The following is a 25,103-nucleotide window of genomic DNA, read 5'->3' as shown; positions in this document are numbered from 1 at the left end:
CCGCGCCCCCGCGCGTCCGATGCCTTTCCCCGGAGCCTCCGCATGGCCAGCGTAACCCGCGAGGATTTTTCCGTGGCCGCCGCCACCAACGCGTCGGCTTACCGGCGCATCACGATTCCCATCCTGCGGATCGAGGCAGGCCCGGGACCCGCCGTCGCGCTGATCGCCGGCGTGCACGGCGACGAATGGGAAGGCCAGGCCGCGATCCTGGATTTGTGGCACCAGTTACCCGGCATCCTGCAGCGCGGCACCGTCTATCTGCTGCCCGCGGTCAACGCGGAAGCATCGCTTGCCGGCACGCGGCTGTCTCCGTCCGACGGCGGCAACCTGAACCGCGCCTTCCTCGGCGAGCCGGCGCGCGGCTACACCGAAAGCGTGGCAGCCGCCCTGGAAGCGCGGCTGTTGCCTCGCGTGCAGGCCCTGGTGGACGTGCACAGCGGCGGCGCGTCGCTGCGCTACCTGCCGTCGTCGGTCATCACCCGCTACGGCAACGATCCCTACGACGAACGCCTGCCCGCGCTCGCGCGCGCGTTCGGGCTGCCCGACTGCGTGTTCTTTCGTGGCGGCGAAGCCGGTTCCATGCCCGCCGCAGCCAGCCGGCACGGCGTGCTGCGCCTGTCTGCCGAGATCGGCGGCGGCCGAGAGACCAGCCAGTTGCTGGCGGACCGTTGCCGGGAAGGATTGCTGGGCTGCCTGGCCGAACTGGGGCTGCTGCATGGCCGGGCGCCCGCCTCCGCCGCGCAAGTCCGCCTCTACGACCTTGACACGCCCGCCGCGACGCTGCGGTCACGTGAATCCGGCGTCTTCGTCCCCGCCGTGGAACTGGGACAATCCGTGGACGCGCTCCAGCGCATCGGCCGCCTGATCGAACCGGCACGGCCCGACGCCCCGCCGCGCGCCCTGCTCAGCCCGCAGGCCGGCACGGTGGTGTGCCTTCGACCCATCGCGCGCAGCGACGACGGCGATTGCCTGCTGCAGGTCGCCCCCGCCCTCCCCTTGGACGCTCTTGCAACAAGATACTGACTCATGCAGATGAACCCCAGATTGACCGGCCTGCGCTGCATCCGCTGCGCAACCCTTTGGCCCGCAGGCGACTACCCCGAAGGCTGTCCCGCTTGCCTGGCGGCCGGCCACCCCGCCACGCTGGAGTGCCAGTATGACGCGCACGCGGTGGACGAGCTCATGCCGCTGCCCGTGCTGTCGCCCGTGACGTTGGGCGAAGGCGGCACGCCTTGCCTTGCCGCGCCCGCCCTGGCGCGTGAAGAAGGCGTGGGCGCGTTGTGGCTCAAGTGCGAAAGCGCCAATCCCACAGGCAGCCACAAGGACCGCATGTCTGCGCAGCTGGTCTCGCGCGCGCGGCTGGCTGGCGCCACCCGCGTGGCGGCGGCTTCCAGCGGCAACGCGGGCGTGTCGCTGGCCGCCTACTGCGCCGCGGCGGGCCTGGAGGCCGACATCGCCATCACCCGCAACTGCCCGCCACTGCAGCGCGAAGCCATGGAGCGCTTCGGCGCGCGGCTGCGGGCGTTCGAAGACAGCCTGGGCCGCTGGCCCTACGTGGCCGACCTGTGCCGCAACCACGGCGCGTTCGCGGGCACGAACTACCTGAATCCGCCGGTGGGCACGCATCCCTACGGCGTGGAAGGCTACAAGCCCATCGCCCAGGAGATCCTGGACGACTGCGGCGTGCCCACGGACATCATCGTGCCGACGGCGCGCGGCGACCTGCTGTGGGGCATCTACCTGGGCTGGCAGCACCTCTTGGCGGCCGGCCGCATTACGTGCCTGCCCCGGCTGCACGCCGTGGAACCCTACGCCCGTCTGTCGCGCGCACTCACGACCGGCGATGCCCGAGGCCAGTGGGAAAGCACGACACAGCAATACTCCATTGCGGGCGGCACGTGCACGCTGCAGGCCCTGGAGGCGCTGTCGCGCTCGGGCGGCATGCCGGTGGAGACGTCCGATGCGCAAGCCGGCGACGCGCGGCTGCGCCTTGAACGCATGGGCCTGGGTGCGGAATTATCGTCAGCCGCCGCATTGGCGGCGGTGGCGCGGCTCAGGCGCGCCGGCAAGCTCGATGCGGAATCGACGGTGGTGTTGATGCTGACCTCGGACGGACGCCGGGGCTGACCGCCACCGCTACACGCCGAACCGATCGATCAGCGGGGCCAGGGCGGCGCGCAGGCACGTCGCCCAGAACTTGCCGGCTTCGGACAAGGGGCGGCTGCCATGCACGATCATGTGGCATTCGAAATGCACGGAGGCTTGAAGCGGCCGGAAGCTGAGTCCCGCTGCCTCCATGCCTAGCGCCGTTGCCGGATTGGCGATGCCCACGCCATGCCCCGCCAGCGCAAGCTGACAGACCGTGCTGGAATACGGCGTCTCGATCGCGACGCGCAAGCTTTGGCCCGCCTGGCGCAACAGCGCATCCAGCCGCTTGCGCGACCCGTCCTCGGCGTTCAGCGCAATCACATCGACTTCGGCCAACTGCGAGAAATTCACCGATTCCAGACGCGCCAGCGCGTGTCCGGCCGGAAACACCGCCACCGCCCGCAAGCTTGCCAGACGATGCCCGCGCAGCCCTTCCAGTTCGGACTCGTCGGCCACTGCCGCCAGATCCAGCTCACCGGACACCACCATGTCGCGCAAGGTATTGGAATCGCGTATCTGCAAGTAAAGCGGCGTATCGGGGTAGCGCACGCGAAAGCGCGAGATGGCATCGGTGACGATGGCGCCGCTGTAGGCGTGGATGCAGCCGATCCGCAGCCGCGGCTGCGCGGCGCCGCGGATCGCCCGGATCTTGCGTCCCAGGCTTTCCAGTCCGACATTCAGGCGGCGGATCTCTTCGTACAGGAGCGTAGCCTCGGGCGTGCGTTGCATCCGCTGGCGCACGCGCTCGAAAAGGCGCAGCTCGATGCTGGCTTCCAGCGCGGCCAGCGTCGCGCTGACGGTTGCGGGCGACACGTCCAGACGCCGCGCGGCAGCGGTCACGCTTTCGGTTTCGTAGACCGTGCGGAAGGTTTCGACCTGCTTGAGCGTGAACGTCATGAGGCCGGGCCGCAATCAGATGCGCTGCAGGTCCAGCAGCACGCGCCGCGTGGAAAGCGGACGGCCCGCCAGAATTTCGGCCAGGCGCGCGCGCAGATCGGTGCGCAGCGCGGGCTCGATCACAGGATCGTCGAAATCGGGCGGCGCTTCGTCCACGCCGTAGCCCGTCTCGCGCAGCAGAGTCCACTCAAATCGGCGCAGCGCACCGGCCGCGCGGGTGCCGGCGGACAATTGCTGCAGCGCCATGTCATACGCATCGAACAGCAGCGGGTGGGCGTCCTCGCGGGGCAGAAGGCGCAGCAGCAGTTCGTTCATGTACCACGCCGACATCAGCGCGGCGCCAGCCAGCGGCCGGATCCCGGCGATCTCGGCGCGGGTCAGCGTCTTGACCTCGCCGTTGCCGGTCCATGACAGCAGCAGCGGCTGAAAGGCTGACAGGACGGGGCGCAAAACGGAATAAGGGCGCTTGGCGCCCTTTGCGACCATGGCCACGCAGCCGTGATCGCGAGAGAAGGTCTGAACAATCAGAGAGGTTTCACGCCACGCCGTGGCGTGGAGCATGAACCCCGGGCGATCCTGGACGCGTGGCGCCCGTCTACTCATAACCCAGATCGCGCAGCGCACCCTCGCGGTCGGACCAGCCCTTGCGCACCTTGATGTAGACCTCCAGATGCACGGGCTTGTCCAGCAGCTTGGCGATGTCCTGCCGCGCCTCCGTGGCGATCCGCTTCATGTGCATGCCGCCGGTGCCCAGCAGGATCGGCTTGTGGCTGTCGCGTTCAACGACGACACAGGCATTGATGGTGGCGCCCTTGGCGGTCTCTTCCCATTGCTCGATGACGACCGTGCAGCCATATGGCAGTTCATCGCCCACCAGGCGGAAGATCTTCTCGCGCACGAGTTCGGCCGCGATGAAGCGCATGGGACGATCGGTGAGCGTATCTTCCTCGAACATCGGCTCGCCTTCCGGCAGGCGCGATGCGATTTCGTCGAGCAGTTGATCCAGTTGCTGGTTCTTGGTGGCGCTGACAGGCACCACCGCGCCGAACGGATGCTGCGCCATGATCTTGGAGACGAACGCGAACAGGTCGTCGCGGTTCTTCAGGGCGTCGATCTTGGACACCACCAGAATCGTGCGCTCGGGATTGGGCAGCAGCGGCAGCAGCTTGGCGTCGCCCTCAGACCACTTGCCGGCTTCCACCACATGCACCACCACGTCGACGTCGGCCAGCGCCTGCGTCACGACGCGGTTCATCATGCGGTTCATCGCCCCCCCGTGGCGGGTCTGGAAACCCGGGGTATCGACGAACACGAACTGTTCGTGCTCGCGCGTGAGCACACCGTGGATGCGGTGGCGGGTGGTCTGCGCCTTGCGCGACACGATGGAGATCTTGGAACCGATCAGGGCGTTCGTCAGCGTGGATTTGCCCACATTGGGGCGGCCAACGATGGCAACGAAGCCGGTACGAAAAGGGGTATCGCTCATTTAGTCTCTTGAGCCACTGCCACGGGCAGCGACAATTGCGCGGTTTTGCGCGCCTTGCCCGATTTGCGGGCAGCCTTGGCGGCCGGGCTGACGGCCAGCGCGGCCTCGAGCGCCAGCTTGGCCGCAGATTGCTCGGCGGCGCGACGGCTGGCGCCAGGCGCCATCACCTTGATATCGAGCGCCGGAATGGCGCATTCGACTTCGAACTGCTGGCTGTGGGCCGCGCCGTGCGTGGCCACCACCGTATACTGCGGCAGGGCCATCTTGCGGCCCTGCAGAAATTCCTGGAGCAAGGTCTTGGCATCCTTGCCAAGCGTCTTGGGGTCCACCGAAGCCAGCACCGGCTGATACTGGCGCACGATCACGCGTCGCGCCGCGTCAAAGCCCGCGTCCAGGAAGACGGCGCCGAAGATGGCCTCGACCGTGTCGGCCAGGATGGAAGGCCGGCGGAATCCGCCGCTCTTGAGCTCGCCCTCGCCCAGGCGCAGGTACTGGGACAGCTCCAGCCGCTGGGCGATGTCGGCCAGCGATGCCTGTTTGACCAGGTTGGCGCGCAGGCGCGACAGATCGCCCTCGTCGATCTTCGAGTAGCGTTCGAACAGCATCGCCGCCACGACGAAGTTCAGCACGGAATCCCCAAGGAATTCCAATCGCTCGTTATGGCGCGCCCCGTGGCTGCGGTGCGTCAGCGCCTGTTCAAGCAAGGCTGGATCACCGAAGTGGTGATCCAGGCGGTTTTCTAGCGTGGCTAGCGACATAATCAGTTGAATCGGCCGATGCGGCTCAGATCGCTGAAGTTCATCCAGATGAAGAAGGCGCGGCCGACGATGTTGGCTTCCGGGACAAACCCCCAATACCGGCTGTCCGCGCTGTTGTCCCGATTATCGCCCATGGCGAAATAATTCCCTTCGGGTACTTTGCAGCGTACCCCATTGTGGCTGTATTGGCAGTTTTCGCGGTAGGGAAAACGCCACTCCTGCGGGGTATAGCGCTGCGGAACGTTCTCATCTAGCAGAATCTTGTGCTCAACGTCGCCCAACTTCTCTTTATATTGCGCGATATAAGACACACGATCCGGCTCGAAATAGTCGCCATCGCGCACATGCGGCACCAGTTCGCCATTGACATACAGCTTCTTGTCGATGTATGCGACCTCGTCGCCGGGCAAGCCCACCACGCGCTTGATGTAATCGACGTCCGGATCCACCGGATACCGGAACACGAACACGTCGCCGCGCTGGGGCGAGCCGATGGGGATGACCTTCTTGTCGATCACCGGCAGGCGAAGGCCATAGCTGAATTTGTTCACCAGAATCAGATCGCCCGATTGCAGCGTGGGCAGCATCGATCCCGACGGAATGCGAAACGGCTCGACGACAAACGAGCGCAGCATGAACACGAACAGAATGACGGGGAAAAAGCTGACCGCGTACTCGACCCACCAGGGCACGCGCCGGGCAGCGTCGCCAGCTTCGCGCCGAAGGCGCTCGGCCTCTTGCGCATCGCCCACCAACGCCGTGTCGTACTGCGCCATCGCGGCCTGCGCCCGGCGCTCTCGCCCCTTGCGCAGCACGGCCAGATCGAGCGCCCAGATGACGCCGGTAACCACCAGCAGAATAAAAAGGATCAGGGCAAAGTTCCAACTCATCAGCTAATCGCCTTCTGGGGTTCTATTTGTCTTCCACTTGCAGGATGGCAAGGAACGCCTCCTGCGGAATTTCCACGCTGCCCACCTGCTTCATGCGCTTCTTGCCCGCCTTCTGCTTTTCAAGCAGCTTCTTCTTGCGCGAGATATCGCCGCCGTAGCACTTGGCCAGCACGTTCTTGCGCAGCGCCTTCACGTTCTCGCGCGCAATGATTTCTGCGCCGATGGCGGCCTGGATGACCACGTCGAACATCTGGCGCGGGATCAGGCCGCGCATGCGCGTCACCACATCGCGCGCGCGGTGGCGCGCATTGCTGCGGTGGACGATGACGGCCAGCGCATCGACGCGGTCGTTGTTGATCAGCAGGTCGACGCGCACCACGTCCGCGGAGCGATACTCCAGGAATTCGTAGTCCATCGACGCATAGCCGCGCGACACCGACTTCAGCTTGTCGAAGAAATCGAGCACGATTTCGGCCAGCGGGATCTCATAGACCAGATGGACCTGGCGGCCGTGGTAGCTCATGTTGACCTGCACGCCGCGCTTGTTGTTGCACAGCGTCATGACGGGGCCCACATAGTCCTGCGGCATGAACAGCGTGACCTTCACGATGGGTTCGCGAATGTCCTGGATCTTGCCGATCTCGGGCATGCGCGAGGGGCTTTCCACGGTGATCACGGACCCGTCGCGCTGCTCGACCTCGTACACCACCGACGGCGCGGTGGTGATGATGTCCATGTCGAATTCGCGCTCCAGGCGCTCCTGCACGATTTCCATGTGCAAGAGGCCCAGGAAGCCGCAGCGGAACCCGAAGCCCAGCGCTTGCGACACCTCAGGCTCGAACATCAGCGCGGCGTCATTAAGCTTGAGCTTTTCGAGCGAATCGCGCAGCTGGTCGTATTCGGAGCTTTCCACCGGATACAGACCGGCGAACACCTGCGGCTTGACTTCCTTGAAGCCCGGCAGCGGGTTGGCGGCCGGCTTGTTGGCCAGCGTCACCGTATCGCCGACCTTGGCGTCTTCCAGTTGCTTGATGCCGGCAATGATGAAGCCCACCTCGCCCGCCGACAGATGCGGACGCTGCTGCGACTTGGGCGTGAACACGCCCGTCTGCTCGCACAGGTGGGTGGCGCCGGACGCCATCAGCAGGATCTTGTCCTTGGGCTTGAGCACGCCGTTGATGATGCGCACCAGCATGACCACGCCGACATAGTTGTCGAACCACGAATCGATGATCAGCGCCTGCAGCGGCGCGTCGGGATCGCCTTTGGGCGCGGGAACGCGGGCAACGATGGTTTCCAGGATCTCGTCGATGCCCATGCCGGTCTTGGCGCTGGCCAGCACCGCGTCCGAAGCATCAATGCCGATCACGTCCTCGACTTCCTGGCGCGCGCCTTCGGGATCGGCCTGCGGCAGGTCCATCTTGTTCAGAACTGGCACGACTTCCACGCCCAGCTCGATCGCGGTGTAGCAGTTGGCCACGGTCTGCGCTTCCACGCCCTGCGACGCGTCCACCACCAGCAGCGCGCCTTCGCAGGCGGACAGGGAACGGCTGACTTCGTACGAGAAGTCCACGTGCCCCGGGGTGTCGATCAGGTTCAGGTTGTAGATCTTGCCGTCCTGCGCCTTGTAATGCAGGGCAGCCGTCTGGGCCTTGATGGTGATGCCGCGCTCTCGCTCGATTTCCATGGAATCGAGAACCTGCGCCGACATCTCGCGATCCGCCAGTCCGCCGCAGCGCTGGATCAGGCGATCGGCCAGGGTCGACTTGCCATGATCGATGTGGGCAATGATGGAAAAGTTGCGGATATGCTGCATGCTTGAATTTATAAGGGACGGAACAGACGGCATATTGCCGGGAGACACCGCCGCCGGAGTGTGCACGGCCGAGGTGTGAGGCGCTGACGGGCTGGGCCCGGACAAAACTGAGGGGGCGCCTGGCGCCCCCTCTTGCGGCAACCAGCCATTTTAGCCGGTCTTGAGCCATTTTATTTGTCACGGCTGCGCCCCGGGACAAAAAGCGCCCTGAGATGCCAGCGCCCGCCGGTTTCCGGCCGAGCCGCCGGCCGGACCTGGCGCCCGAGGGCACCGGCCGGCAGGGCCGTCATATCACTTGCCGGCAGGTACCGCCACCCACTGCGTCTGGTCGCCGCGGCGCACCAGCAGACCCGTCGCGCGGCTCTTGTCCAGCTTGGCGACCAGTTCGCCGAACTGCTTGGCGCCGGTCACGTCGGTGTCGTTCAGGGCCAACACGATGTCGCCTTCCTGCAGGCCCGCCTTCCCGGCCGCGCCATCGGCAACCTTCACCTGGACGCCGCCCTTGATGCGCAGCTTCTTCTGGACATCGGCCGGCACGTCGATGACGCTCAGGCCCAGCGCGTTCGTCACTTCGGGCTCGGGCGCGGGCTTCTTGCCGGCGCCTGCCGCCTTCTCGGCCGGGATCTCACCGACCTTGACCGACAGCGTCATGCTCTTGCCCTTGCGCCAGATTTCCATGTCGGCGCGCGTGCCCGGCTTGGTCTCGCCGACGATGCGCGGCAGATCGGACCAGCGCTTGATGGGTTCCTTGTTGAACTTCAGGATCACGTCGCCTGGCTGCACGCCCGCCTGCTCGGCAGGACCCTCGGCTTCGACGCTGCTGACCAGTGCGCCTTCCGCCTTGGGCAGGCCGATGGCCTCGGCCACATCCTTGCCGACTTCGCCGATCTGCACGCCAACGCGGCCGCGCGTGACCTTGCCCGTCGTGCGAAGTTGCTCGACGACGCGCATGGCTTCGTCGATCGGAATGGCCAGCGAAATGCCCATGAAGCCGCCGCTACGCGAGATGATCTGGGAGTTGATGCCCACGACCTCGCCGTCCAGGTTGATGAGCGGACCGCCCGAATTGCCGGGATTGACCGCAACGTCGGTCTGGATGAACGGCAGGTATTCGCCGGTATCGCGGCCGATGGCGCTGACGATGCCGGAGGTCACGGTGGAGTCCAGGCCGAACGGCGAGCCGATGGCCAGCACCCACTGCCCCTTCTTCAGCGTCTTCGGGTTGCCGATGACCAGCGGCGTCATGTCCTTGGCTTCGATCTTGATGAGCGCCACGTCCGTGCGCTCGTCCGTACCGATGACCTTGGCCTTGAACTCGCGTCCGTCGGTCAGCGTGACATAGATGTCCGTCGCGTCGACCACGACGTGGTTGTTGGTCAGGATGTAGCCGTCGGCTGAGATGAAGAAGCCCGACCCCACGCCGCGCGGCACGGTGCGCTCTTCAGGCGGCGTCGGCTGCGGACGCTGGCGCGGATTGGGCGATTGGCCGGGAGGCTGGAATTCGGGGCCGAAGAACCAGCGGAACAGTTCGTAGGGATCGCTGCCGCCGGGGCCATTGCCCCCGCGCACGGGCACGGTGGCCGTGGTGCGGATGTTGACGACGGCCGGATCGGCCTTTTCAACGATGGCCGTGAAATCGGGCAAACCGACCGCGGCCGGCGCCGTCGTCTGCGCCACCGTCACGGGCACATAGGCGGTGGACAGCATCGTCCCCGCCGCGACAGCCGCCAGAAAGCGCCGGAAAAAAGCGTTCGAGACCGTCATTGCTTTCATATGTCACTCCGAAATTGCTGCTTGCGGAACGGCGGGAATCATTTGGCCCCGCCCTCCGCGGGTGCGGCTGCCGCGGGTGCGGGCGGCACGTACTCAGTGGCTTGCGCAAGTTGTTCCAGCGTGGCGGCGGGCACTTCGCCAACCGCCGTCAACCAGAAGTCCGCGATGCGCGCGCCATAGACGTTGATCGCGCCGCGCTGCGACGCGCCATGCAACGGCTGGTGATTGCGCTGGCTGTCGTAGGGCTCGATGAAGACCGAAATCGCCGCCAGGCCGTCGGACAGCACCATCTGGCTGACGGGCGATCCGCGCTTCATGGCGCGCGACACCTGCATGATCGTCTTGAAGCCATCGGGCGCCGGAATGCGCCACCCCTGGGCCGCAAGGTCCACGGGCTTCATGTTGGCCTCGAGCACCTTCCAGTCACGCGTGTTCCAGCGCGAGGACAGCGACTGCGGATCCACTTCGGAACCCAATCGCAGCGAAGTGAACGACACCTGCTCGACCACGCCGCGCGCGGCATTCAGCGTCTGGGCCTTCAGCAGCAGATTGGTTTCGACGTCCGCGCACAAGCGATAGCCATAGCGCAGCTTGTCCAAGGGTTCGATCGTGATTAGCCGGCATTCTCGGCCCGCGACGCGATGCGGAGTGGGCTCGGTGCGGATCTTGTAGTGTTCGGACAGATTGGCGGCGTCGCCCAGCAGCAGGCCGGGAAAGCGATCGCCGCGGCGGCGCTCGATCAGCACCGTCTTGCGCTCGGGGATCAGGCACTGCACATCGTCGTTGTGACGTAGGTATTCGCGCGGCTGGCCGTCAAGAATCTCGAGGCGTTCGCGCTCACCGGTGCCGTCAAGGACATGCACCAGGCGCGAGGACTGGATCACATCGCCCTGCTGATACATAAAGACGCCGGCGTAATCCTGCTTGCGGGCGGCCTGCTGGATGCGCGTAAGCAGTTGCACCACGTCTTCGGTCTGGCCGGCTGGCGTGGCGCCGGCGGCGGCCGCGGGACCGTGCGCGGCAAGGAAAGCAGTCAGGAGCGTGGCGGCGAACCAGCCGGCGCGGTGAGCGTGCCACGAGGCAGCGCGTCCCAATACCGGCCAGCGTGATGCAAGCACAAGCGCCATCAGCGTCCCGCTCCGCCATCGAACGACACCTGGCGGACCGCGCTGGGGCCGGCCATCTGGCGATGGGCCTCCAGGTAATCACGCAGGCCCGAGTCGTCGGACGCCGAGGCCGAGCCCGACGAACTGGCGTCGGCCAGCACGCGGACGTCCGTCGAAGGCGAGCCGGTGACGTACGGCTGCGCCACCCATGCGACCGTGGCCACAGCGGCGGCGACGGCCAGGCCCGACAGGCCCATGCGCAAAGGAGAGCGGCGCCGAGGCGCCGCTACGATGGGCAATTCCGCGTCCAGCGCGCGCGCCAGCCGGGCCGAAAAGGCCGCGCTGGGCGTCAGCGCCAGATCGGCGTTGCGCAGGGAATCACCAATCAGATGATAGGTGTCCCAAGTCTGACGTCCCTCTTTGGACAACAGACTGGGAAGAATATCGTCGGAATCCTCTCCGTCCATCCAGGCGGAAACCGATTCTTCCCAGGAAGACTCGGTGATTTCAACGGATTTGGCTGCTATTTGCATGACTGCCACTCCTTACCAGCGACGCTCGACATCGGTGTCGAGCAGTGGACGCAACTTGGTGGCAATGGCTTCACGCGCACGAAAAATGCGGGAGCGCACCGTACCGATCGGGCAGTCCATGCTCTGGGCGATGTCTTCGTAACTCATACCTTCGATTTCACGCAGGACAATTGCGGTGCGCAATTCTTCAGGCAATTCCTCAATGGCCGCGTTCACCGTCTCGGCGATTTCGCGGCTGGCAACCATGGATTCCGGCGTGCTTATATCCGTTAGGTTGTCGGTTTCGTTAAAAGTTTCACCGTCTTCCGTTTCAATCGCATTGGGCGCGCTGGGGCGGCGCCCCTGCGAGGCAAGCCAGTTGCGCGCGGTGTTGATGGCGATGCGGTAAAGCCAGGTGTAGAAGGCGCTTTCGCCACGGAATTGGGGCAAGGCGCGGTAGGCCTTGATGAAGGCTTCCTGCGCCACATCCTCGATTTCGGCCGGATCGCGGATCATGCGGGCGAGCAGGCGGAGGATCTTGCGCTGGTATTTCAGCACCAGGAGATCGAAGGCCTTCTTGTCGCCCCGCTGCACGCGCGCTACGAGCTCTGCGTCGACTTCGCGTTCGCTCATGAGGCCTCCCGCAAACGACGCGCAGGTTGTGCCTGCCGCGCCGTGCCCGCGACGAGGCGCAGACGGCGCCAGGATTCGGGTCGCAACGTGTGCTTCCAGACGGTGAGGGTGATTTTGCTGGTGGTAAAGGCCGTACTCCCGGTGGGCAAGGGCTGCAAGACAAGCGTCAGCCACGCTGGCCCCCGTTGCTGATCCAGCAGCAGCGCATCCTGCCAGCCTTGCGGCCAGCGAAGCTGCCAATGGTCAGCCCCGGTCGCGGTGCGTAGCGCCGTTACCGGGGACGGGGTGCTCCGTGCCGAGTGTAACAGCCCGGCCAACAGAAACAGAAGCGCGAGCAACGCGGCGGCCATCCAGGCATGACCGTGCCAGGATGCCGCCGTCAGCACGCAGGCCACGGCCGCGGCCAGGGCCAGCCCGAAGAGCGCGACGGCGCTCCTGGGCGGCGAGACTGGCACGCGGAATGACCAGCGCGCCCCGACCGAGCCTTCCAAATCAGACCCGGCGAACGGCCATCGAGCCGTTGGTGCCGCCAAAACCGAACGAATTGGACAGGCCCACGTCGATCTTCATCGGCCGCGCCTCGTTGGCGCAGTAATCCAGATCGCATTCCGGATCCTGATTGAAGATGTTGATCGTCGGAGGCGAGACCTGGTTGTAGACGGCCAAGGTCGTGAACACGGCTTCGATGCCGCCGGCCGCGCCCAGCAGGTGGCCCGTCATGGACTTGGTCGAGTTGACCACCAGCTTCTTGGCGTGGTCGCCGAACGCCAGCTTCAGCGCATCGGTTTCGTTCTTGTCGCCCAGCGGCGTGGACGTGCCGTGCGCGTTGACGTACTGGACGTCTTCGGGATTCAGGCCACCGTTGCGCAGCGCGTTGATCACGCCGCGGCGCGGGCCGTCCTTGTCCGGCGCGGTGATGTGGTGAGCGTCGGAGCTCATGCCGTAGCCAGCCAGTTCACCGTAGATGCGCGCGCCGCGCTTCTTGGCGTGCTCGTACTCTTCCAGAACCAGGACGCCTGCGCCCTCGCCCAGCACAAAGCCGTCGCGGTCGCGGTCCCAGGGACGCGAAGCGGTCTGAGGGTCATCGTTGCGGGTCGACAGCGCGCGCATGGCGGCAAAGCCGCCGATGCCCAGCGGCGACACGGTCGACTCGGCGCCGCCGGCCACCATGACGTCGGCATCGCCGTATTCGATCAGGCGGGCAGCATCGCCGATGCAGTGCAGGCCGGTCGTGCAGGCCGACACCACGGCGTAGCTGGGGCCCTTCATGCCATAGGCGATCGACAGATGCCCGGAAATCAGGTTGATCAGCGAACCCGGCACGAAGAACGGCGAAATGCGCCGCGGGCCCTTGGCAAGGTACTCGACCTGGGTTTCTTCGATGCGCGGCAGACCGCCGATGCCGGACCCCACGATCACGCCGATACGCTCGGCGTTTTCTTCGGTGACTTCCAGGCCGCAATCGCGCCAGGCCTGCATTCCGGCAGCCAGGCCGTAATGGATGAACGTATCCATCTGGCGGGCTTCCTTGGCCGAAATATAGGTACTGATGTCGAAGTCTTTGACTTCGCCAGCAATGTGGGTGGTGATGGCCGAGGGATCGAAACGGGTGATGCGGCTGATGCCAGAACGTCCGTTGACGATATTGTCCCAAGCGGTGGTCAGATCATTTCCTACGGGGGAAACGATACCCAGGCCGGTGATGACGACACGTCGCTTCACGGATGACTCCTCAAACAGACAAAAGAAAGGCGGTTTTCGGGATGCGCTGCGCGTGTGGACCACATGAAGGCAGGCGAGGCGTTATAACGCCTTGCCTGCCGGTGGACCACACGGCACTCCTGAAACCGCCCTGATTCCAGGTTGGCCGACGATATCGGGCAACCAGGACGATATAGGCTGAGCTTACTGCTTACCGTGCGAATTGATGTAGTCAATCGCTTGTTGCACGGTCGTGATCTTTTCGGCCTCTTCGTCGGGGATCTCGGTCTCGAATTCGTCTTCGAGGGCCATGACCAGTTCGACCATGTCGAGCGAATCGGCACCGAGGTCGTCAAGGAAGGAGGACTCGTTCTTGATCTCGGCTTCGTTGACGCCAAGTTGTTCAGCGACGATCTTCTTGACGCGCTGTTCGATGCTTTCCATGCAGATCTCCAATTGGGAAAAATCCCGCGAATTATAGCCAAGCGCGGAGTGATGCAACGCCTGACCGTGACAAAAATAACACCGCGCATTTGTTCTGTCGCCGAGAGCGGCGCAGGAAGACCATGTGCGGCGTTTCCGGAGAATCGCGCCCCGCCTTGCCGGTTGCCCGGCGGCGACGCGCGATTCGTGATTTATTGCATGTACATCCCGCCGTTGACGTGCAGGGTGGTGCCGGTAATGTAACCCGCCTGAGGCCCGGACAAAAAGGCCACGGCATGCGCAATGTCAGTCGGAGAGCCCAGACGGCCCAGCGGAATCTGCTGCAGCAGCGCCGCGGTCTGGTTTTCGCCCAGCGCACGCGTCATGTCGGTATCGATGAAGCCAGGGGCCACGCAGTTCACGGTGATGTTGCGGCTGCCCAGTTCACGCGCCAGCGCACGCGACATGCCCGCCACGCCGGCCTTCGCGGCGGCGTAGTTGGCCTGGCCCGCGTTACCGCTGGAACCCACCACGGAAGTCACGTTGATGATGCGTCCCCAACGAGCCTTCATCATGCTGCGCAGCACGGCGCGCGACAGGCGGAAGACCGACGCGAGGTTGGTGTCGATGACCGCCGACCAGTCGTCGTCCTTCATGCGCATCGCCAGCGTATCACGGGTGATGCCGGCGTTATTGACGAGGATGTGCGGACCGCCGCCTTCCTTACCCAGCGCGTCGATCAACGCGTCGCAAGCGGCAGCGTCGGTCACGTCGAGCACCACGCCGCGGCCGCCAAACGGCGCCAGCGCTTCGGTGATGCCGGCCGCGCCCGATTCGGACGTGGCAGTGCCGACGACGGTTGCGCCGCGTGCGGCCAGTTCCAGGGCGATCGCCCGGCCAATGCCGCGCGTGGCGCCCGTGACGAGCGCGATCTTGCCCTGCAGTTCGGTCGAGGTATTGTCCATTGATCAGTTTCCGTTGACGGCAGCCAAAGCCGCTTCCAGCGAAGCGGGATCGGTGATGGCCAGGCCGGTGAGTTCGGGGTCGATGCGTTTGGTCAGGCCGGCGAGCACCTTGCCGGGACCGCACTCGATGACGTGCGTGACGCCTTGCGCCTTCATGGCGCGCAGGGTTTCGACCCAGCGCACAGGATGCCACGCCTGGCGCACCAGCGCATCGCGGATTGCCCCGGGTTCCGTGGGCGAGGCCACATCGACGTTGTTGATGACCTGCACCTGCGGCGCGGACACGGCGGCGCTGGCAAGCGCGCCAGCCAGCACGTCGGCGGCCGGCTTGAGCAGGCTGGAATGGAACGGCGCGGAAACGGGCAGCAGCAAGGCGCGCTTGGCGCCGGCCGCCTTGGCCAGTTCGCAGGCGCGTTCGACGGCGGCCTTGTGGCCGGCGATCACGACTTGCGCCGGCGCATTGAAGTTGACGGCTTCGACGACTTCGCCTTGCGCGGCTTGCGCACACGCTGCGCGCACGGCATCGTCGTCCAGGCCGAGGATGGCGGCCATGGCGCCGGTGCCGACCGGCACGGCGGCCTGCATGGCATCGGCGCGCACGCGCACCAGACGCACGGCGTCTTCCAGCGTCAGCGAGCCCGCGGCAGTCAGCGCGGCGTATTCGCCCAGGCTATGGCCGGCCACGACATCAGGCTTGCGACCGCCCGCGGCCACCCATGCGTTGTAGAACGCCACGCCAGCGGTCAGCATGGCCGGCTGGGTGTTGGTGGTCAGGTTCAGTTGTTCCGCGGGCCCCTGCGCGATCAGCGCGCCCAGGTCCTGCCCCAGGGCCTCGGAGGCACGCGCCACGGTGTCGGTGACCGCCGCCACGCCGGACCAGGCGTCCAGCATGCCGACAGCTTGCGAACCCTGGCCAGGAAAGACAAAAGCGATTTTCATGATTGAGCGTGTGGATTGATTCAGTGTCTGTGTGGGATGCCAGGCGCGCTCTCAGGCCGCCGGCGGCACATGTGCCGCCGCAGCCCGGGCACGCCCTTACATGCGGGCCAGTACCGAGCCCCAGGTGAATCCGCCGCCGACGCCTTGCATCAGGATGAGCTGGCCCGGCTTGACGCGGCCGTCGCGGCGCGCGGCATCGAGCGCGAGCGGCACGCTGGCCGCGGACGTGTTGGCATGACTGTCGACGGTGATGACGACCTTCTCGACCGGCACGTCCAGCTTGCGGGCAAGGAAATTCAGGATGCGCACGTTGGCCTGATGCGGGATCAGCCAATCGACGTCGGCAACGGTGACGCCGGCTTCGGCGCAGGTGTCGCGCGCGGAGCGATCCAACACGGTGACGGCCTGCTTGAAGACGGCCTGACCGTCCATGCGCAGGAAGGGATCGCCCGTGACGTCGCCATAGGCCACGTTGCCGGCCGCGCTCAGGATCTTCATCTGGCTGCCGTCGGCGTGCAGTTGCGCGGCCATGATGCCGGGCTTGTCGGACGCCTTGAGCACCACGGCGCCAGCGCCGTCGCCAAACAGCACGCAGGTGCTGCGATCGTTCCAGTCGAGGATGCGCGAGAACACTTCGGCGCCGATCACCAGCGCGCAGCGCGCGCGGCCCGCGCGGATGAAGCTGTCGGCGGTGGTGAGCGCGTAGACGAAGCCGCTGCACACGGCCTGCACGTCGAACGCGGCCGAGCCCTTGGCGCCGAGGTTGGCCTGCACCAGGCAAGCCGTGCTGGGGAACACGAAATCGGGGGTGGACGTAGCCACGATGACGAGGTCGATTTCGGAAGCGTCGACGCCCGCATCGGCCAGCGCGCGGCGCGAGGCCTCGGTGGCCAGCTGGCTGGTGGTCACCCCACGCTCGGCCAGATGGCGCTGACGGATGCCCGTGCGCTCGACAATCCATTCGTCCGAAGTGGCGATGTCGCGCGTCGCGAGTTCCGCAGCCAGTTCGTCATTCGAAACCACGCGTTCCGGCAGGAAGCTGCCGGTGCCCGCGATCACGGAGTATTTCATTGCGGTATCCATCAAGCGGTATCCCCAGCCACGTTGGGCGACGCCGCCGAGGGGCGATCGCCGGATTGAACGCGCTTGGTAATTTGAGCGACCGTCTGCGCGGTGCGCTCCAGCAGTTTACTCACTACGGCTTCGCGGGCGCGTTGCAAGGCAAAACCGAAGGCGTAAACGTCCGCGGAACCGTGGCTCTTGATGACCACGCCGCGCAAGCCCAGCAAGGCTGCGCCGTTGTAGCGGCGGTTGTCCACGCGGTTGCGCAGGCGGTTCAGCACAGGCTTGGCCACCGCGCCGGCGATCAGCGTGATCAGATTGCGCTTGAACTCTTCGCGAATGATGCTGGACAGCATCTTCGCCAGTCCTTCGACGGACTTGAGCACGACGTTGCCGACAAAGCCGTCGCAGACGACGACGTCGACCGTGCCCTTGAAGATGTCATTGCCTTCGACGTTGCCGTAGAAGTTCAGCGGGCTGCCGCGCAGAAGCTCGGCGGCTTCCTTGACGACTTCGTTGCCCTTGATGACTTCTTCGCCAATGTTCAGCAAACCCACGGTGGGGTTGTCGCGATGGTCCACCGCCTGCGACAGCGCGGCGCCCATGATGGCGAATTGCAGCAGGTGCTCGGCCGTGCAGTCCACGTTCGCGCCAAGGTCCAGCACCGTGGTGGCGCGGCCCGTCTGGTTCGGAATGGACGTGGCGATCGCCGGGCGGTCGATGCCGTCCAGCGTCTTGAGCACATAACGGGAAATGGCCATCCAGGCGCCGGTGTTGCCCGCGGAAACGCAGGCGTCCGCCCGCCCATCCTTGACGGATTGGGCAGCGAGGCGCATGGAGGAGTCTTTTTTGCGGCGCAGGGCGACCTCGACCGGGTCGTCCATGGTGACGACTTCGGAAGCCGCCACGATCTCAATGCGATCGCGCGCCACGTTGCGGTGCTCGGCGAGCGCCGCCTCGATGGCGTCGGGAAGCCCGACCAACAATAGCCGGGTGTCCGGAAATTGCCGGGCGAACTCGATCGCAGCCGGAATCGTGACGGGCAGACCGAAGTCTCCGCCCATACAGTCTATGGCGATGCGTATCACGGGTGCCAGGTATCAGCGCTCAGCCGAAATGGTCCGAGTACGAGTTCGGCCCGGGGGCCTTATTCGTCGGCCTTGGTCTTCAGGACCTTGCGGCCACGATAGAAGCCGTTGGGGCTGATGTGGTGACGCAGGTGCGTTTCACCGGTGTTGGGTTCGATGGCGGTCGACGGGGCCACCAGAAAATCGTGCGAACGGTGCATACCGCGCTTGGAGGGGGACTTCTTGTTTTGTTGAACGGCCATGATGACTCCTAGAAACGGGGCGCATTGTACGCGATGCGGCCCGATGTTGATCTCAATCTTTGTGCTTCAGTTGTTCCAGCACCGCAAACGGCGACGGACGCTTGACAGCGGGCTCCTCTTCAGGAGCTTCGCTGGCCTTGGCCTGCGCGCCCGGGCATACATCATGCTTGGGCACATACGGAATGCTCAGAATGAGCTCATCTTCGATCTGGGCCAACAGATCAAAATGATGCGAACCCACCACCTTTTCAGGCAGGTGGGCCACAGAATCCCTTCCTACGCCTTCGTCGCCCTCGTCGTCGTCATCGTCGCCGTGATCGGCAAAGGAATGATCGTCGTCGAGGTCGTCTTCGGATTTGACCAGTTGCAGCACGACTTCGCTGTCCACCGGATAGGCAAACGGCACATTGCACCGCTGGCAAATCACCACCGGATTGGCCCGCACATGCAGGCGCAAAAGCGGCTGGCCCAACAGCAAGCCGGTCTTGCCTTCTTCGCCTTGCACGGACCAGGTCACAAGCCCGGCTTCGCCCAGCGGTTGCTCGGGCAAGCCGTCAACCACGCGGCCAAGCCGCACCAAGGCGATGGCGCCCTGCGCGCTCTTGCCCAGTCGAGCAAAGGCAAAGGCGTCGATGCGCTTTACACCGGTATCCACGGGCGCGGCTTCCAGTGCTTTGCCGGCTAAGGCTTTGTCGGCCAGAGCTTTGTCCGCCGGTGCTGCATTCACACCAGCACCGGCCGATCCGTCCGCGCGGCGACTCAAGTCGCCAGGCTTTCCCTTCGGTGTCATGTTGATGTTCCTGCAAAAATGCCGCAAAACGTTAGATAATACTGTGACTTACGTATTACCGTCAAATGCCGCATGCCCTCAAAGCCTAGCCTGATCCTCGCGTCCAGCTCGCGATACCGCAAAGAACTGTTGTCGCGCCTGCGCCTGCCCTTCACCGCGATTTCCCCCGATGTAGACGAAACGCCACAATCCGGCGAAACCCCCGAGGCGCTGGCGCTGCGACTGTCCGTTGCCAAGGCGATGGCGGTGGCCGCCAGGAACCCGGGCAGCATCGTGATCGGCTCTGATCAGGTGGCGACCGTGGATGGCACCCCGATCGGCAAACCGGGCGACTTCACGCGGGCACAGGCGCAGTTGCGCGCCCTATCGGGCCGGATGGTGGAATTTCACAGTGCGCTTGCCGTGACCGATGGCCACCGGGTGGAAAAGGCCGACATCATTACCCGCTGCCGGTTCCGCCAGCTGCCTGACCATGCCATCGACGCCTATCTGCGGGCCGAGGAACCTTACGATACCGCAGGCAGCGCCAAGGCGGAAAACCTGGGCATTGCCCTGATGGAAAGCATCCAGAGCGACGATCCCACCGCCATCATAGGCCTGCCGCTGATCGAACTGACGCGCATGCTGGCCACTTTCGGACTGGATCCGCTCGACGCCCCGGGAGCGCCCGCATGACCGGCGCCCTGCACCTGATTCCCGTCAACCTGGGCGAAGCCCCGCCCGAGCGCTGGCTGCCCGCCGATGTGCGCGCGCTGGCCGGCCGGCTGGACACGTATATCGCCGAGAACGCCAAGACGGCGCGCGCCTTTCTGAAGCTTGTCGGAACCACCCGGCCGCTGCAGGAAATCACCATCCACACCCTGACCGACAAGGCTGATGCCGCGCAGATCAAGGCATGGCTCGAGCCGGCCAGGCGCGGGGCGGAAATCGGGCTGGTTTCCGAGGCGGGCTGCCCGGCCGTCGCCGACCCCGGCGCCAAGGTCGTGGACGCGGCCCATCGCCTGGGGATCCCCGTCAAGCCTTGGGTGGGACCCTCTTCCATCCTGCTGGGCCTCATGGCAAGCGGCCTGGACGGGCAGCGCTTCGCCTTTCATGGCTACGCGCCCGTGGACCCCGGCGAACGCGCCAAGCAATTGCGCGCCTGGGAGCAGCACTCTGCCCGCCACAACCAGACGCAGCTCCTGATCGAGACGCCCTACCGCAACGCCGCGATGTTCGCCACGCTGATCGCCACCCTGAAGGGCGATACCAAGCTCTGCGTGGCACGCTCGATGACGACGGCGGACGAATGGGTGGTCACGCACACGGTGGCCGACTGGAAAAAGCTGCCCGCGCCCCAGCTGGACAAGCTGCCCACGCTGTTCCTGTACCTGGCCCGCTGACCATGATCCGCCTTTCCTGCACGCTGCTTGCCGCGGCGCTCCTGGCGGGCTGCGCCGCGCGCGGCCCCGCCGGCCTCGATCTGGATACTTCCATCACCGCCGCCAGCCAGAGCAGCCGGGTGCGGTCCGTGGTCGTGCACTACACCACGGTCGACGACGCCGAGTCGCTGCGCCTGCTGTCCAAAGGCAAAGTCAGCGCCCACTACCTGATCGACCTGGATGGTCGCGCGTACCGGCTGGTCGACGAAAACCGCGCCGCGTGGCACGCCGGGGCCAGCTCCTGGTACGGCAACATCGCGATGAACAGCACGTCCATTGGCATCGAGATCGTCAATCCCGGCTGGACCGAGGGCAGCAACGGCGAGCGCGTCTGGCATCCCTATGACAGCCGCCAGGTCCGGGCGCTGACCATCCTGTTGCGCGACATCGTCCAACGGCACAACATCGCCCCGGAAAACGTGGTGGGCCACAGCGACATCGCGCCGCAACGCAAGGTGGACCCCGGCCCCCTCTTTCCCTGGAAGTCGCTGGCCGATGCCGGGATAGGACGCTGGTACAACGAGGCTGGCGCGGCCGAGCACCTGGCGCGCCTGCAGACTCAGGGCGTTCCGGACATCGGGTGGTTTCAGAAGCAGCTTCAGCGACTGGGTTACGCCTGCCCCCAGGACGGCGTACTGGACCGCGCAACGATCAACACGTTGGCCGCCTTCCAGATGCACTACCGCCCTGCCCTGCACGACGGCCAGCCCGACGCGGAAACCGCGGCCATCATGTTGGCCATCCTGTAGCCTCGCTGCCGCCCTACGCCCGCCGCCGCCACCAGGTGGCGAGGCGCCACCCCAGCAGCACCGCCAACACGGCGGCGTAGATTGCCGGCTCTGTCAGATCATTCTTGCCGGCCTTATGCCACCAGTAGTGCAAGATGGCTAGCAGGCCAATCGCGTAGATAGCCCGATGCAGCGTCTGCCAGCGTTTTCCCAGCCGGCGCATCGCCCACTGCGTCGACGTTGCAGCCAGAGCCGCCATCAACACGAAGGCCGAAAATCCCACCATGATGAAGGGACGTTCGGCGATGTCACGCACCATTGCGGCCGGATCGAAGCCACGATCCCACCACACCCAGGCCATGAAATGGAGCGCGGCGTAGAAGAATGCAAACAGCCCGCACATGCGCCGCACGCGCACCAGCGCGGGCTGGCCCGTCAATCGCCGCAGCGGCGTGATCGCCAGCGTGACCAGCAGGCAGACCAGCGCCCAGGTCCCCGAGGATCGGGTCAGAAATTCCACGGGATTGGCAGTGAGCCCATTGTTCACGCCCAGCCATATCCAGCGCGCGAAGGGCGCGATGCCCAGCAGAAACAGCAGCGGCTTGAAGCGCCCGACGGTGCGGGCCGAAAGCTGCGCCTTCGGGTAAGCCGCAGCCGAGGCCGCGCGGGGCGTCACAGACATGGAGGCGCCCTCAGTAATTGGCCTTCAGGTCCATGCCCTGATAGAGCGATGCCACCTGGTCGCCATAGCCGTTGAACATCAAGGTCTTGCGCTTGGGACTGAACAGGCCGTCCTCGCCGATGCGCCGCTCGGTGGCCTGGCTCCAGCGAGGATGCGCGACGTTGGGGTTCACATTGGCGTAGAAGCCGTATTCCTGGGGCGCGGACTTCACCCACGAGGTCACCGGCGGCTTTTCCACCAGCCGGATCTTCACGAGCGACTTGCCGGACTTGAAACCGTATTTCCAGGGCACGGCCAACCGCAGCGGCGCACCATTCTGGTTGGGCAGCACGCGCCCGTAGACCCCGAAGACCAGCATCGCCAGCGGGTGCATGGCCTCGTCCAGACGCAGCCCCTCCACGTAGGGCCAGTCCAGGATGGCCGTACGCACGCCGGGCATGTTTTCCCGCTGCACGGCAGTGACGAACTCGACATACTTGGCGTTGCCGGTCGGCTCCACCTGCTTGAGCACTTCGGACAGGGAATAACCCACCCACGGAATGACCATCGACCAGCCTTCGACGCAGCGCAGGCGATAGACACGGTCTTCCATTGGCGCGAGCTTGAGCAGATCTTCGATGGTGAAGGTGCGGGGCTTGCCGACCTCGCCCTCGACGCTGACGGTCCACGGCTGTGTCTGCAACTTGCCGGCATTTTTTGCCGGATCACCCTTATCTACGCCGAACTCGTAGTAATTGTTGTAGGACGTGACATCCGACAGCGACGTCTGCTTGTCCATGACGCTGAACGCGGGGCTGGGCTTGCCGGGCAGCGCACCGGCCTCCTGGGCATGCGCGGCGCGCGTCGCCCAGCCGGATAACCCGACAGCCGCCGCCGCGGCGCCGGCCCGCAGCATCAGGTCGCGGCGGGATCGCCACACCGCCTCGGAGGTGATCTCGGAAGGGAGAACGTCGTCGGGTTTGCGTATCAGCATCGTAATCTCCGGTATGGCAGCGCGCCTTGCGCGCGCCCCGCATCAATCATGGACGAAGGACGGGACCAAGTTATTCCACGGCGCCGGCCTGCAACATGAAACACCCACGCAATACAGGCGGCGCACCTTCCGGATAGACCTGCCTGCCGGGCGGACGTTCCTGCCGCCCCTTGCTTGCAACCGGCTAGCCGCGTGCGACAACGCGCGGCATCAGCCATTCACGCATCAGCGGCACCGAGTCGAGCACGGCTTGGGGGGCACACCCCTGAAGCTCTTTCAAGGTATGCGCGCCATAGGTAACGCCCAGACCGTGCACGCCAGCGTTGCAGGCCATCTGCAGATCGTGCGAGGTATCGCCCACCATGATGACCCCCGACGGATCCACGTCCAGCTCCTGCATCAATTCGTGCAACATGGCCGGATGCGGCTTGCTGAAGGTCTCGTCGGCGGTGCGGGTGGCGTCAAAAAGGGGGCCCAGGCCGGTGGCGGCCAGCGCGCGCGTGAGACCGACGCGGCTTTTGCCCGTCGCGACCGCCAGCCGCACGTTCTGGTTGGCCAGGTCGGTCAGCAACTCGTTGATGCCCTCGAACAGGCGCAATTCGGGATCGCGCAGCAGGTAGTGCGTGCGATAGCGTTCAAGGAAGCGCGGCAACATGGCCTGCGTCAATTCGGGGACGGCACGTCGCAATGCGCTTTCGAGGGAGAGGCCGATGACCCAGCTGGCCTCGGAGGCGGACGGCACCGCCAGCTCAAGGTCGCGGCACGCGCCCTGGATGGCGGCCACGATGCTGTGCGTGGAATCCATCAGGGTGCCATCCCAGTCAAAGACGACCAGCGAATACGACATATCAGGCAGACTCCAGTGATTTCAGTATGTTCCGGCAAGCAGGCGGCAGCTCGGCGGTCAGTGTCATGACCTCGCCCGTCAGGGGGTGAGGAAGGGTGAGGCTGTGGGCATGCAGGAACATGCGGTTGAAGCCTTGGCGCGCAAATTGCGCCCGCACGTCGTCACTGCCGTATTTGTCGTCGCCGACGATGGGAAAGCCGCTCGCGGCCAGATGCACGCGGATCTGGTGCGTGCGCCCGGTGCGCAGCTCGGCGTCGACCAGACTGTAACCGCCAAAACGTTGCTTGAGCGTGACGATGGTGTGCGCCGTCTGCCCGTCCGGGTCCACCTTGACGCGGCGCTCGCCGGACTGCGTGGTCCATTTGGACAAGGACAGCTTGATGTGCTGGCGATCATTCACCCAGTCGCCCTCGACCAGCGCGAAGTAGTGCTTGTCGCTCCGGCCCTCGCGCAGCATGGCGTGCAGGGCCAACAGCGCGCTGCGCTTCTTGGCGACCATCAGCAGCCCGGAGGTCTCACGATCCAGCCGGTGCACCAATTCCAGGAACTTTGCCTGGGGACGGGCCGCGCGCAATTGCTCGATCACGCCGAACGACACGCCGCTGCCCCCGTGGACCGCCACGCCGGCGGGCTTGTCCACCACCAGCATCGCATCGTCTTCAAACACGATGGGGAATTCGGCCGCGGGCACGGGCCGGGGCTTGCCGGGGTCGGGCAGGCGCAAGGGCGGAATGCGGACCACATCGCCCTCTTGCACCCGGTAATCGACCTGGATGCGTCCCTTGTTGACGCGCACTTCGCCGCCCCGGATGGCCTTGTAGATATGCGTCTTGGGCACCCCCTTGCACAGCCGCATGAGGAAGTTGTCCAGGCGCTGGCCGGCGTGCTCGGCGCCCACTTCGACCATGCGGACGACGGGGGCTGCTTTAGAGGCGGATACAGGGGAGGAAGTTTCTTTGCGCATTGCGGAAAGCGACATATAATCGGGACAGCCTAAAGGGGCTGAACAAGCCGCCTGGCGTAGAGATGCAACCAACACGCAACTCCGTCGAGCGCGCGGGCCGCCATTGTACTGCCTGCTCATTCAACCCCTGGGTCTCTTGGTCGCCGGCGCAACCGAGCCCTGTGGAATAGTGGTGTGGCATTCATCTTGCCCGCTTTTCCGGCAGGTCCGTTGCATGCCGCAAGCGGCTCTGAAGCACTGCAAGAATCGTCGCATATTT

The 25,103-nt window shown here is 65.3% G+C and carries 28 protein-coding genes; 5 read left to right on the top strand and 23 right to left on the bottom strand.

Annotated elements, in window-relative coordinates:
- Positions 1 to 42 precede the first annotated feature (42 nt).
- Together LN047_RS06580 and LN047_RS06575 are read left to right on the top strand one after the other, a co-directional pair.
- Positions 43 to 1,023, top strand: coding sequence for a succinylglutamate desuccinylase/aspartoacylase family protein (locus tag LN047_RS06580; protein WP_373981364.1), 981 nt, complete (start codon positions 43 to 45; stop codon positions 1,021 to 1,023).
- 3 nt (positions 1,024 to 1,026) lie between these two features.
- A complete protein-coding gene (locus LN047_RS06575; protein ID WP_373981363.1) occupies positions 1,027 to 2,127 on the top strand; it encodes a pyridoxal-phosphate dependent enzyme in 1,101 nt (366 codons plus the stop codon).
- A 9-nt stretch (positions 2,128 to 2,136) separates the two neighbouring features.
- On the opposite strand, the gene LN047_RS06570 is transcribed toward LN047_RS06575, so the two are convergent.
- The 19 genes from LN047_RS06570 to LN047_RS06480 form a co-directional block, all read right to left on the bottom strand.
- On the bottom strand, positions 2,137 to 3,045 hold the full coding sequence (locus LN047_RS06570; protein ID WP_128827673.1) for a LysR family transcriptional regulator: 909 nt from the start codon (positions 3,043 to 3,045) through the stop codon (positions 2,137 to 2,139).
- A 15-nt stretch (positions 3,046 to 3,060) separates the two neighbouring features.
- A complete protein-coding gene (gene recO / locus LN047_RS06565; RefSeq protein ID WP_373981362.1) occupies positions 3,061 to 3,648 on the bottom strand; it encodes a DNA repair protein RecO in 588 nt (195 codons plus the stop codon).
- Positions 3,641 to 4,531, bottom strand: a complete 891-nt coding sequence (gene era, locus LN047_RS06560) for a GTPase Era (RefSeq protein WP_056321933.1) — start codon at positions 4,529 to 4,531, stop codon at positions 3,641 to 3,643. The genes recO and era overlap by 8 nt, the downstream gene beginning before the upstream one ends.
- Positions 4,528 to 5,289, bottom strand: a complete 762-nt coding sequence (gene rnc / locus LN047_RS06555; RefSeq protein ID WP_373981361.1) for a ribonuclease III — start codon at positions 5,287 to 5,289, stop codon at positions 4,528 to 4,530. The genes era and rnc overlap by 4 nt, the downstream gene beginning before the upstream one ends.
- Before the next feature lie 2 nt (positions 5,290 to 5,291).
- Entirely contained in the window at positions 5,292 to 6,179 is an 888-nt protein-coding gene (lepB, locus tag LN047_RS06550; RefSeq protein ID WP_056321926.1) for a signal peptidase I, read from the bottom strand.
- Positions 6,180 to 6,201: 22 nt separating this feature from the next.
- Positions 6,202 to 7,995, bottom strand: a complete 1,794-nt coding sequence (gene lepA / locus LN047_RS06545; RefSeq protein ID WP_062840561.1) for a translation elongation factor 4 — start codon at positions 7,993 to 7,995, stop codon at positions 6,202 to 6,204.
- Positions 7,996 to 8,286: 291 nt separating this feature from the next.
- On the bottom strand, positions 8,287 to 9,768 hold the full coding sequence (locus tag LN047_RS06540) for a DegQ family serine endoprotease (RefSeq protein ID WP_056321921.1): 1,482 nt from the start codon (positions 9,766 to 9,768) through the stop codon (positions 8,287 to 8,289).
- A 38-nt stretch (positions 9,769 to 9,806) separates the two neighbouring features.
- The gene (locus LN047_RS06535) at positions 9,807 to 10,895 is read right to left on the bottom strand and encodes a MucB/RseB C-terminal domain-containing protein (protein ID WP_056321918.1); all 1,089 of its coding nucleotides are present in this window, start codon (positions 10,893 to 10,895) and stop codon (positions 9,807 to 9,809) included.
- The gene (locus LN047_RS06530) at positions 10,895 to 11,407 is read right to left on the bottom strand and encodes a sigma-E factor negative regulatory protein (RefSeq protein ID WP_056321916.1); all 513 of its coding nucleotides are present in this window, start codon (positions 11,405 to 11,407) and stop codon (positions 10,895 to 10,897) included. Before LN047_RS06530 ends, LN047_RS06535 begins: the two co-directional genes overlap by 1 nt.
- 12 nt (positions 11,408 to 11,419) lie before the next feature.
- Positions 11,420 to 12,019 (bottom strand): RNA polymerase sigma factor RpoE, encoded by a 600-nt coding sequence (gene rpoE, locus LN047_RS06525; protein ID WP_008161984.1) that lies wholly within the window; start codon positions 12,017 to 12,019, stop codon positions 11,420 to 11,422.
- The gene (locus LN047_RS06520) at positions 12,016 to 12,510 is read right to left on the bottom strand and encodes a protein YgfX (RefSeq protein ID WP_373981360.1); all 495 of its coding nucleotides are present in this window, start codon (positions 12,508 to 12,510) and stop codon (positions 12,016 to 12,018) included. Before LN047_RS06520 ends, rpoE begins: the two co-directional genes overlap by 4 nt.
- 1 nt (position 12,511) lies before the next feature.
- Positions 12,512 to 13,741 carry a beta-ketoacyl-ACP synthase II gene (gene fabF, locus LN047_RS06515; protein WP_056321908.1) on the bottom strand — a complete coding sequence of 410 codons (1,230 nt, stop codon included), beginning with the start codon at positions 13,739 to 13,741 and terminating at the stop codon, positions 12,512 to 12,514.
- Positions 13,742 to 13,924: 183 nt separating this feature from the next.
- A complete protein-coding gene (acpP, locus tag LN047_RS06510) occupies positions 13,925 to 14,164 on the bottom strand; it encodes an acyl carrier protein (protein WP_003813816.1) in 240 nt (79 codons plus the stop codon).
- Between the two features lie 191 nt (positions 14,165 to 14,355).
- Positions 14,356 to 15,108: a 3-oxoacyl-ACP reductase FabG gene (fabG, locus tag LN047_RS06505; RefSeq protein WP_056321905.1), complete on the bottom strand. Its 753-nt coding sequence runs from the start codon at positions 15,106 to 15,108 to the stop codon at positions 14,356 to 14,358.
- A 3-nt stretch (positions 15,109 to 15,111) separates the two neighbouring features.
- Positions 15,112 to 16,047 carry an ACP S-malonyltransferase gene (gene fabD, locus LN047_RS06500; protein ID WP_056321901.1) on the bottom strand — a complete coding sequence of 312 codons (936 nt, stop codon included), beginning with the start codon at positions 16,045 to 16,047 and terminating at the stop codon, positions 15,112 to 15,114.
- A 96-nt stretch (positions 16,048 to 16,143) separates the two neighbouring features.
- Positions 16,144 to 17,130: a beta-ketoacyl-ACP synthase III gene (locus LN047_RS06495; RefSeq protein ID WP_056321898.1), complete on the bottom strand. Its 987-nt coding sequence runs from the start codon at positions 17,128 to 17,130 to the stop codon at positions 16,144 to 16,146.
- The gene (plsX, locus tag LN047_RS06490) at positions 17,130 to 18,197 is read right to left on the bottom strand and encodes a phosphate acyltransferase PlsX (protein WP_056321895.1); all 1,068 of its coding nucleotides are present in this window, start codon (positions 18,195 to 18,197) and stop codon (positions 17,130 to 17,132) included. The genes LN047_RS06495 and plsX overlap by 1 nt, the downstream gene beginning before the upstream one ends.
- Positions 18,198 to 18,256: 59 nt before the next feature.
- Entirely contained in the window at positions 18,257 to 18,439 is a 183-nt protein-coding gene (gene rpmF / locus LN047_RS06485) for a 50S ribosomal protein L32 (RefSeq protein WP_006218037.1), read from the bottom strand.
- A gap of 52 nt (positions 18,440 to 18,491) precedes the next feature.
- Positions 18,492 to 19,229, bottom strand: a complete 738-nt coding sequence (locus tag LN047_RS06480) for a DUF177 domain-containing protein (RefSeq protein ID WP_373981359.1) — start codon at positions 19,227 to 19,229, stop codon at positions 18,492 to 18,494.
- 72 nt (positions 19,230 to 19,301) lie between these two features.
- On the opposite strand from LN047_RS06480, the gene LN047_RS06475 reads away from it, so the two are divergent.
- The 3 genes from LN047_RS06475 to LN047_RS06465 are packed head-to-tail and all read left to right on the top strand — an operon-like array spanning position 19,302 to position 21,399.
- Positions 19,302 to 19,904: a Maf-like protein gene (locus tag LN047_RS06475; RefSeq protein WP_373981358.1), complete on the top strand. Its 603-nt coding sequence runs from the start codon at positions 19,302 to 19,304 to the stop codon at positions 19,902 to 19,904.
- Positions 19,901 to 20,611, top strand: a complete 711-nt coding sequence (locus LN047_RS06470; protein ID WP_373981357.1) for an SAM-dependent methyltransferase — start codon at positions 19,901 to 19,903, stop codon at positions 20,609 to 20,611. Before LN047_RS06475 ends, LN047_RS06470 begins: the two co-directional genes overlap by 4 nt.
- A gap of 2 nt (positions 20,612 to 20,613) precedes the next feature.
- Positions 20,614 to 21,399 carry an N-acetylmuramoyl-L-alanine amidase gene (locus LN047_RS06465; protein WP_373981356.1) on the top strand — a complete coding sequence of 262 codons (786 nt, stop codon included), beginning with the start codon at positions 20,614 to 20,616 and terminating at the stop codon, positions 21,397 to 21,399.
- A 13-nt stretch (positions 21,400 to 21,412) separates the two neighbouring features.
- Here the strand turns inward: LN047_RS06465 and msrQ are convergent, their stop codons facing one another.
- The 4 genes from msrQ to LN047_RS06445 form a co-directional block, all read right to left on the bottom strand.
- The gene (gene msrQ / locus LN047_RS06460) at positions 21,413 to 22,060 is read right to left on the bottom strand and encodes a protein-methionine-sulfoxide reductase heme-binding subunit MsrQ (protein WP_373981355.1); all 648 of its coding nucleotides are present in this window, start codon (positions 22,058 to 22,060) and stop codon (positions 21,413 to 21,415) included.
- A gap of 10 nt (positions 22,061 to 22,070) precedes the next feature.
- A complete protein-coding gene (gene msrP / locus LN047_RS06455; protein ID WP_226848409.1) occupies positions 22,071 to 23,033 on the bottom strand; it encodes a protein-methionine-sulfoxide reductase catalytic subunit MsrP in 963 nt (320 codons plus the stop codon).
- A gap of 184 nt (positions 23,034 to 23,217) precedes the next feature.
- The gene (locus LN047_RS06450; protein WP_142050309.1) at positions 23,218 to 23,880 is read right to left on the bottom strand and encodes an HAD family hydrolase; all 663 of its coding nucleotides are present in this window, start codon (positions 23,878 to 23,880) and stop codon (positions 23,218 to 23,220) included.
- A gap of 1 nt (position 23,881) precedes the next feature.
- Complete coding sequence (locus tag LN047_RS06445; protein WP_369818527.1) at positions 23,882 to 24,844, bottom strand: RluA family pseudouridine synthase; 963 nt, start codon at positions 24,842 to 24,844, stop codon at positions 23,882 to 23,884.
- Positions 24,845 to 25,103: the final 259 nt, after the last annotated feature.

Source organism: Achromobacter sp. JD417 (assembly GCF_041879325.1).
Lineage (GTDB): Bacteria > Pseudomonadota > Gammaproteobacteria > Burkholderiales > Burkholderiaceae_B > Achromobacter > Achromobacter mucicolens.
This window is presented reverse-complemented; position numbering and strand designations above follow the sequence as displayed.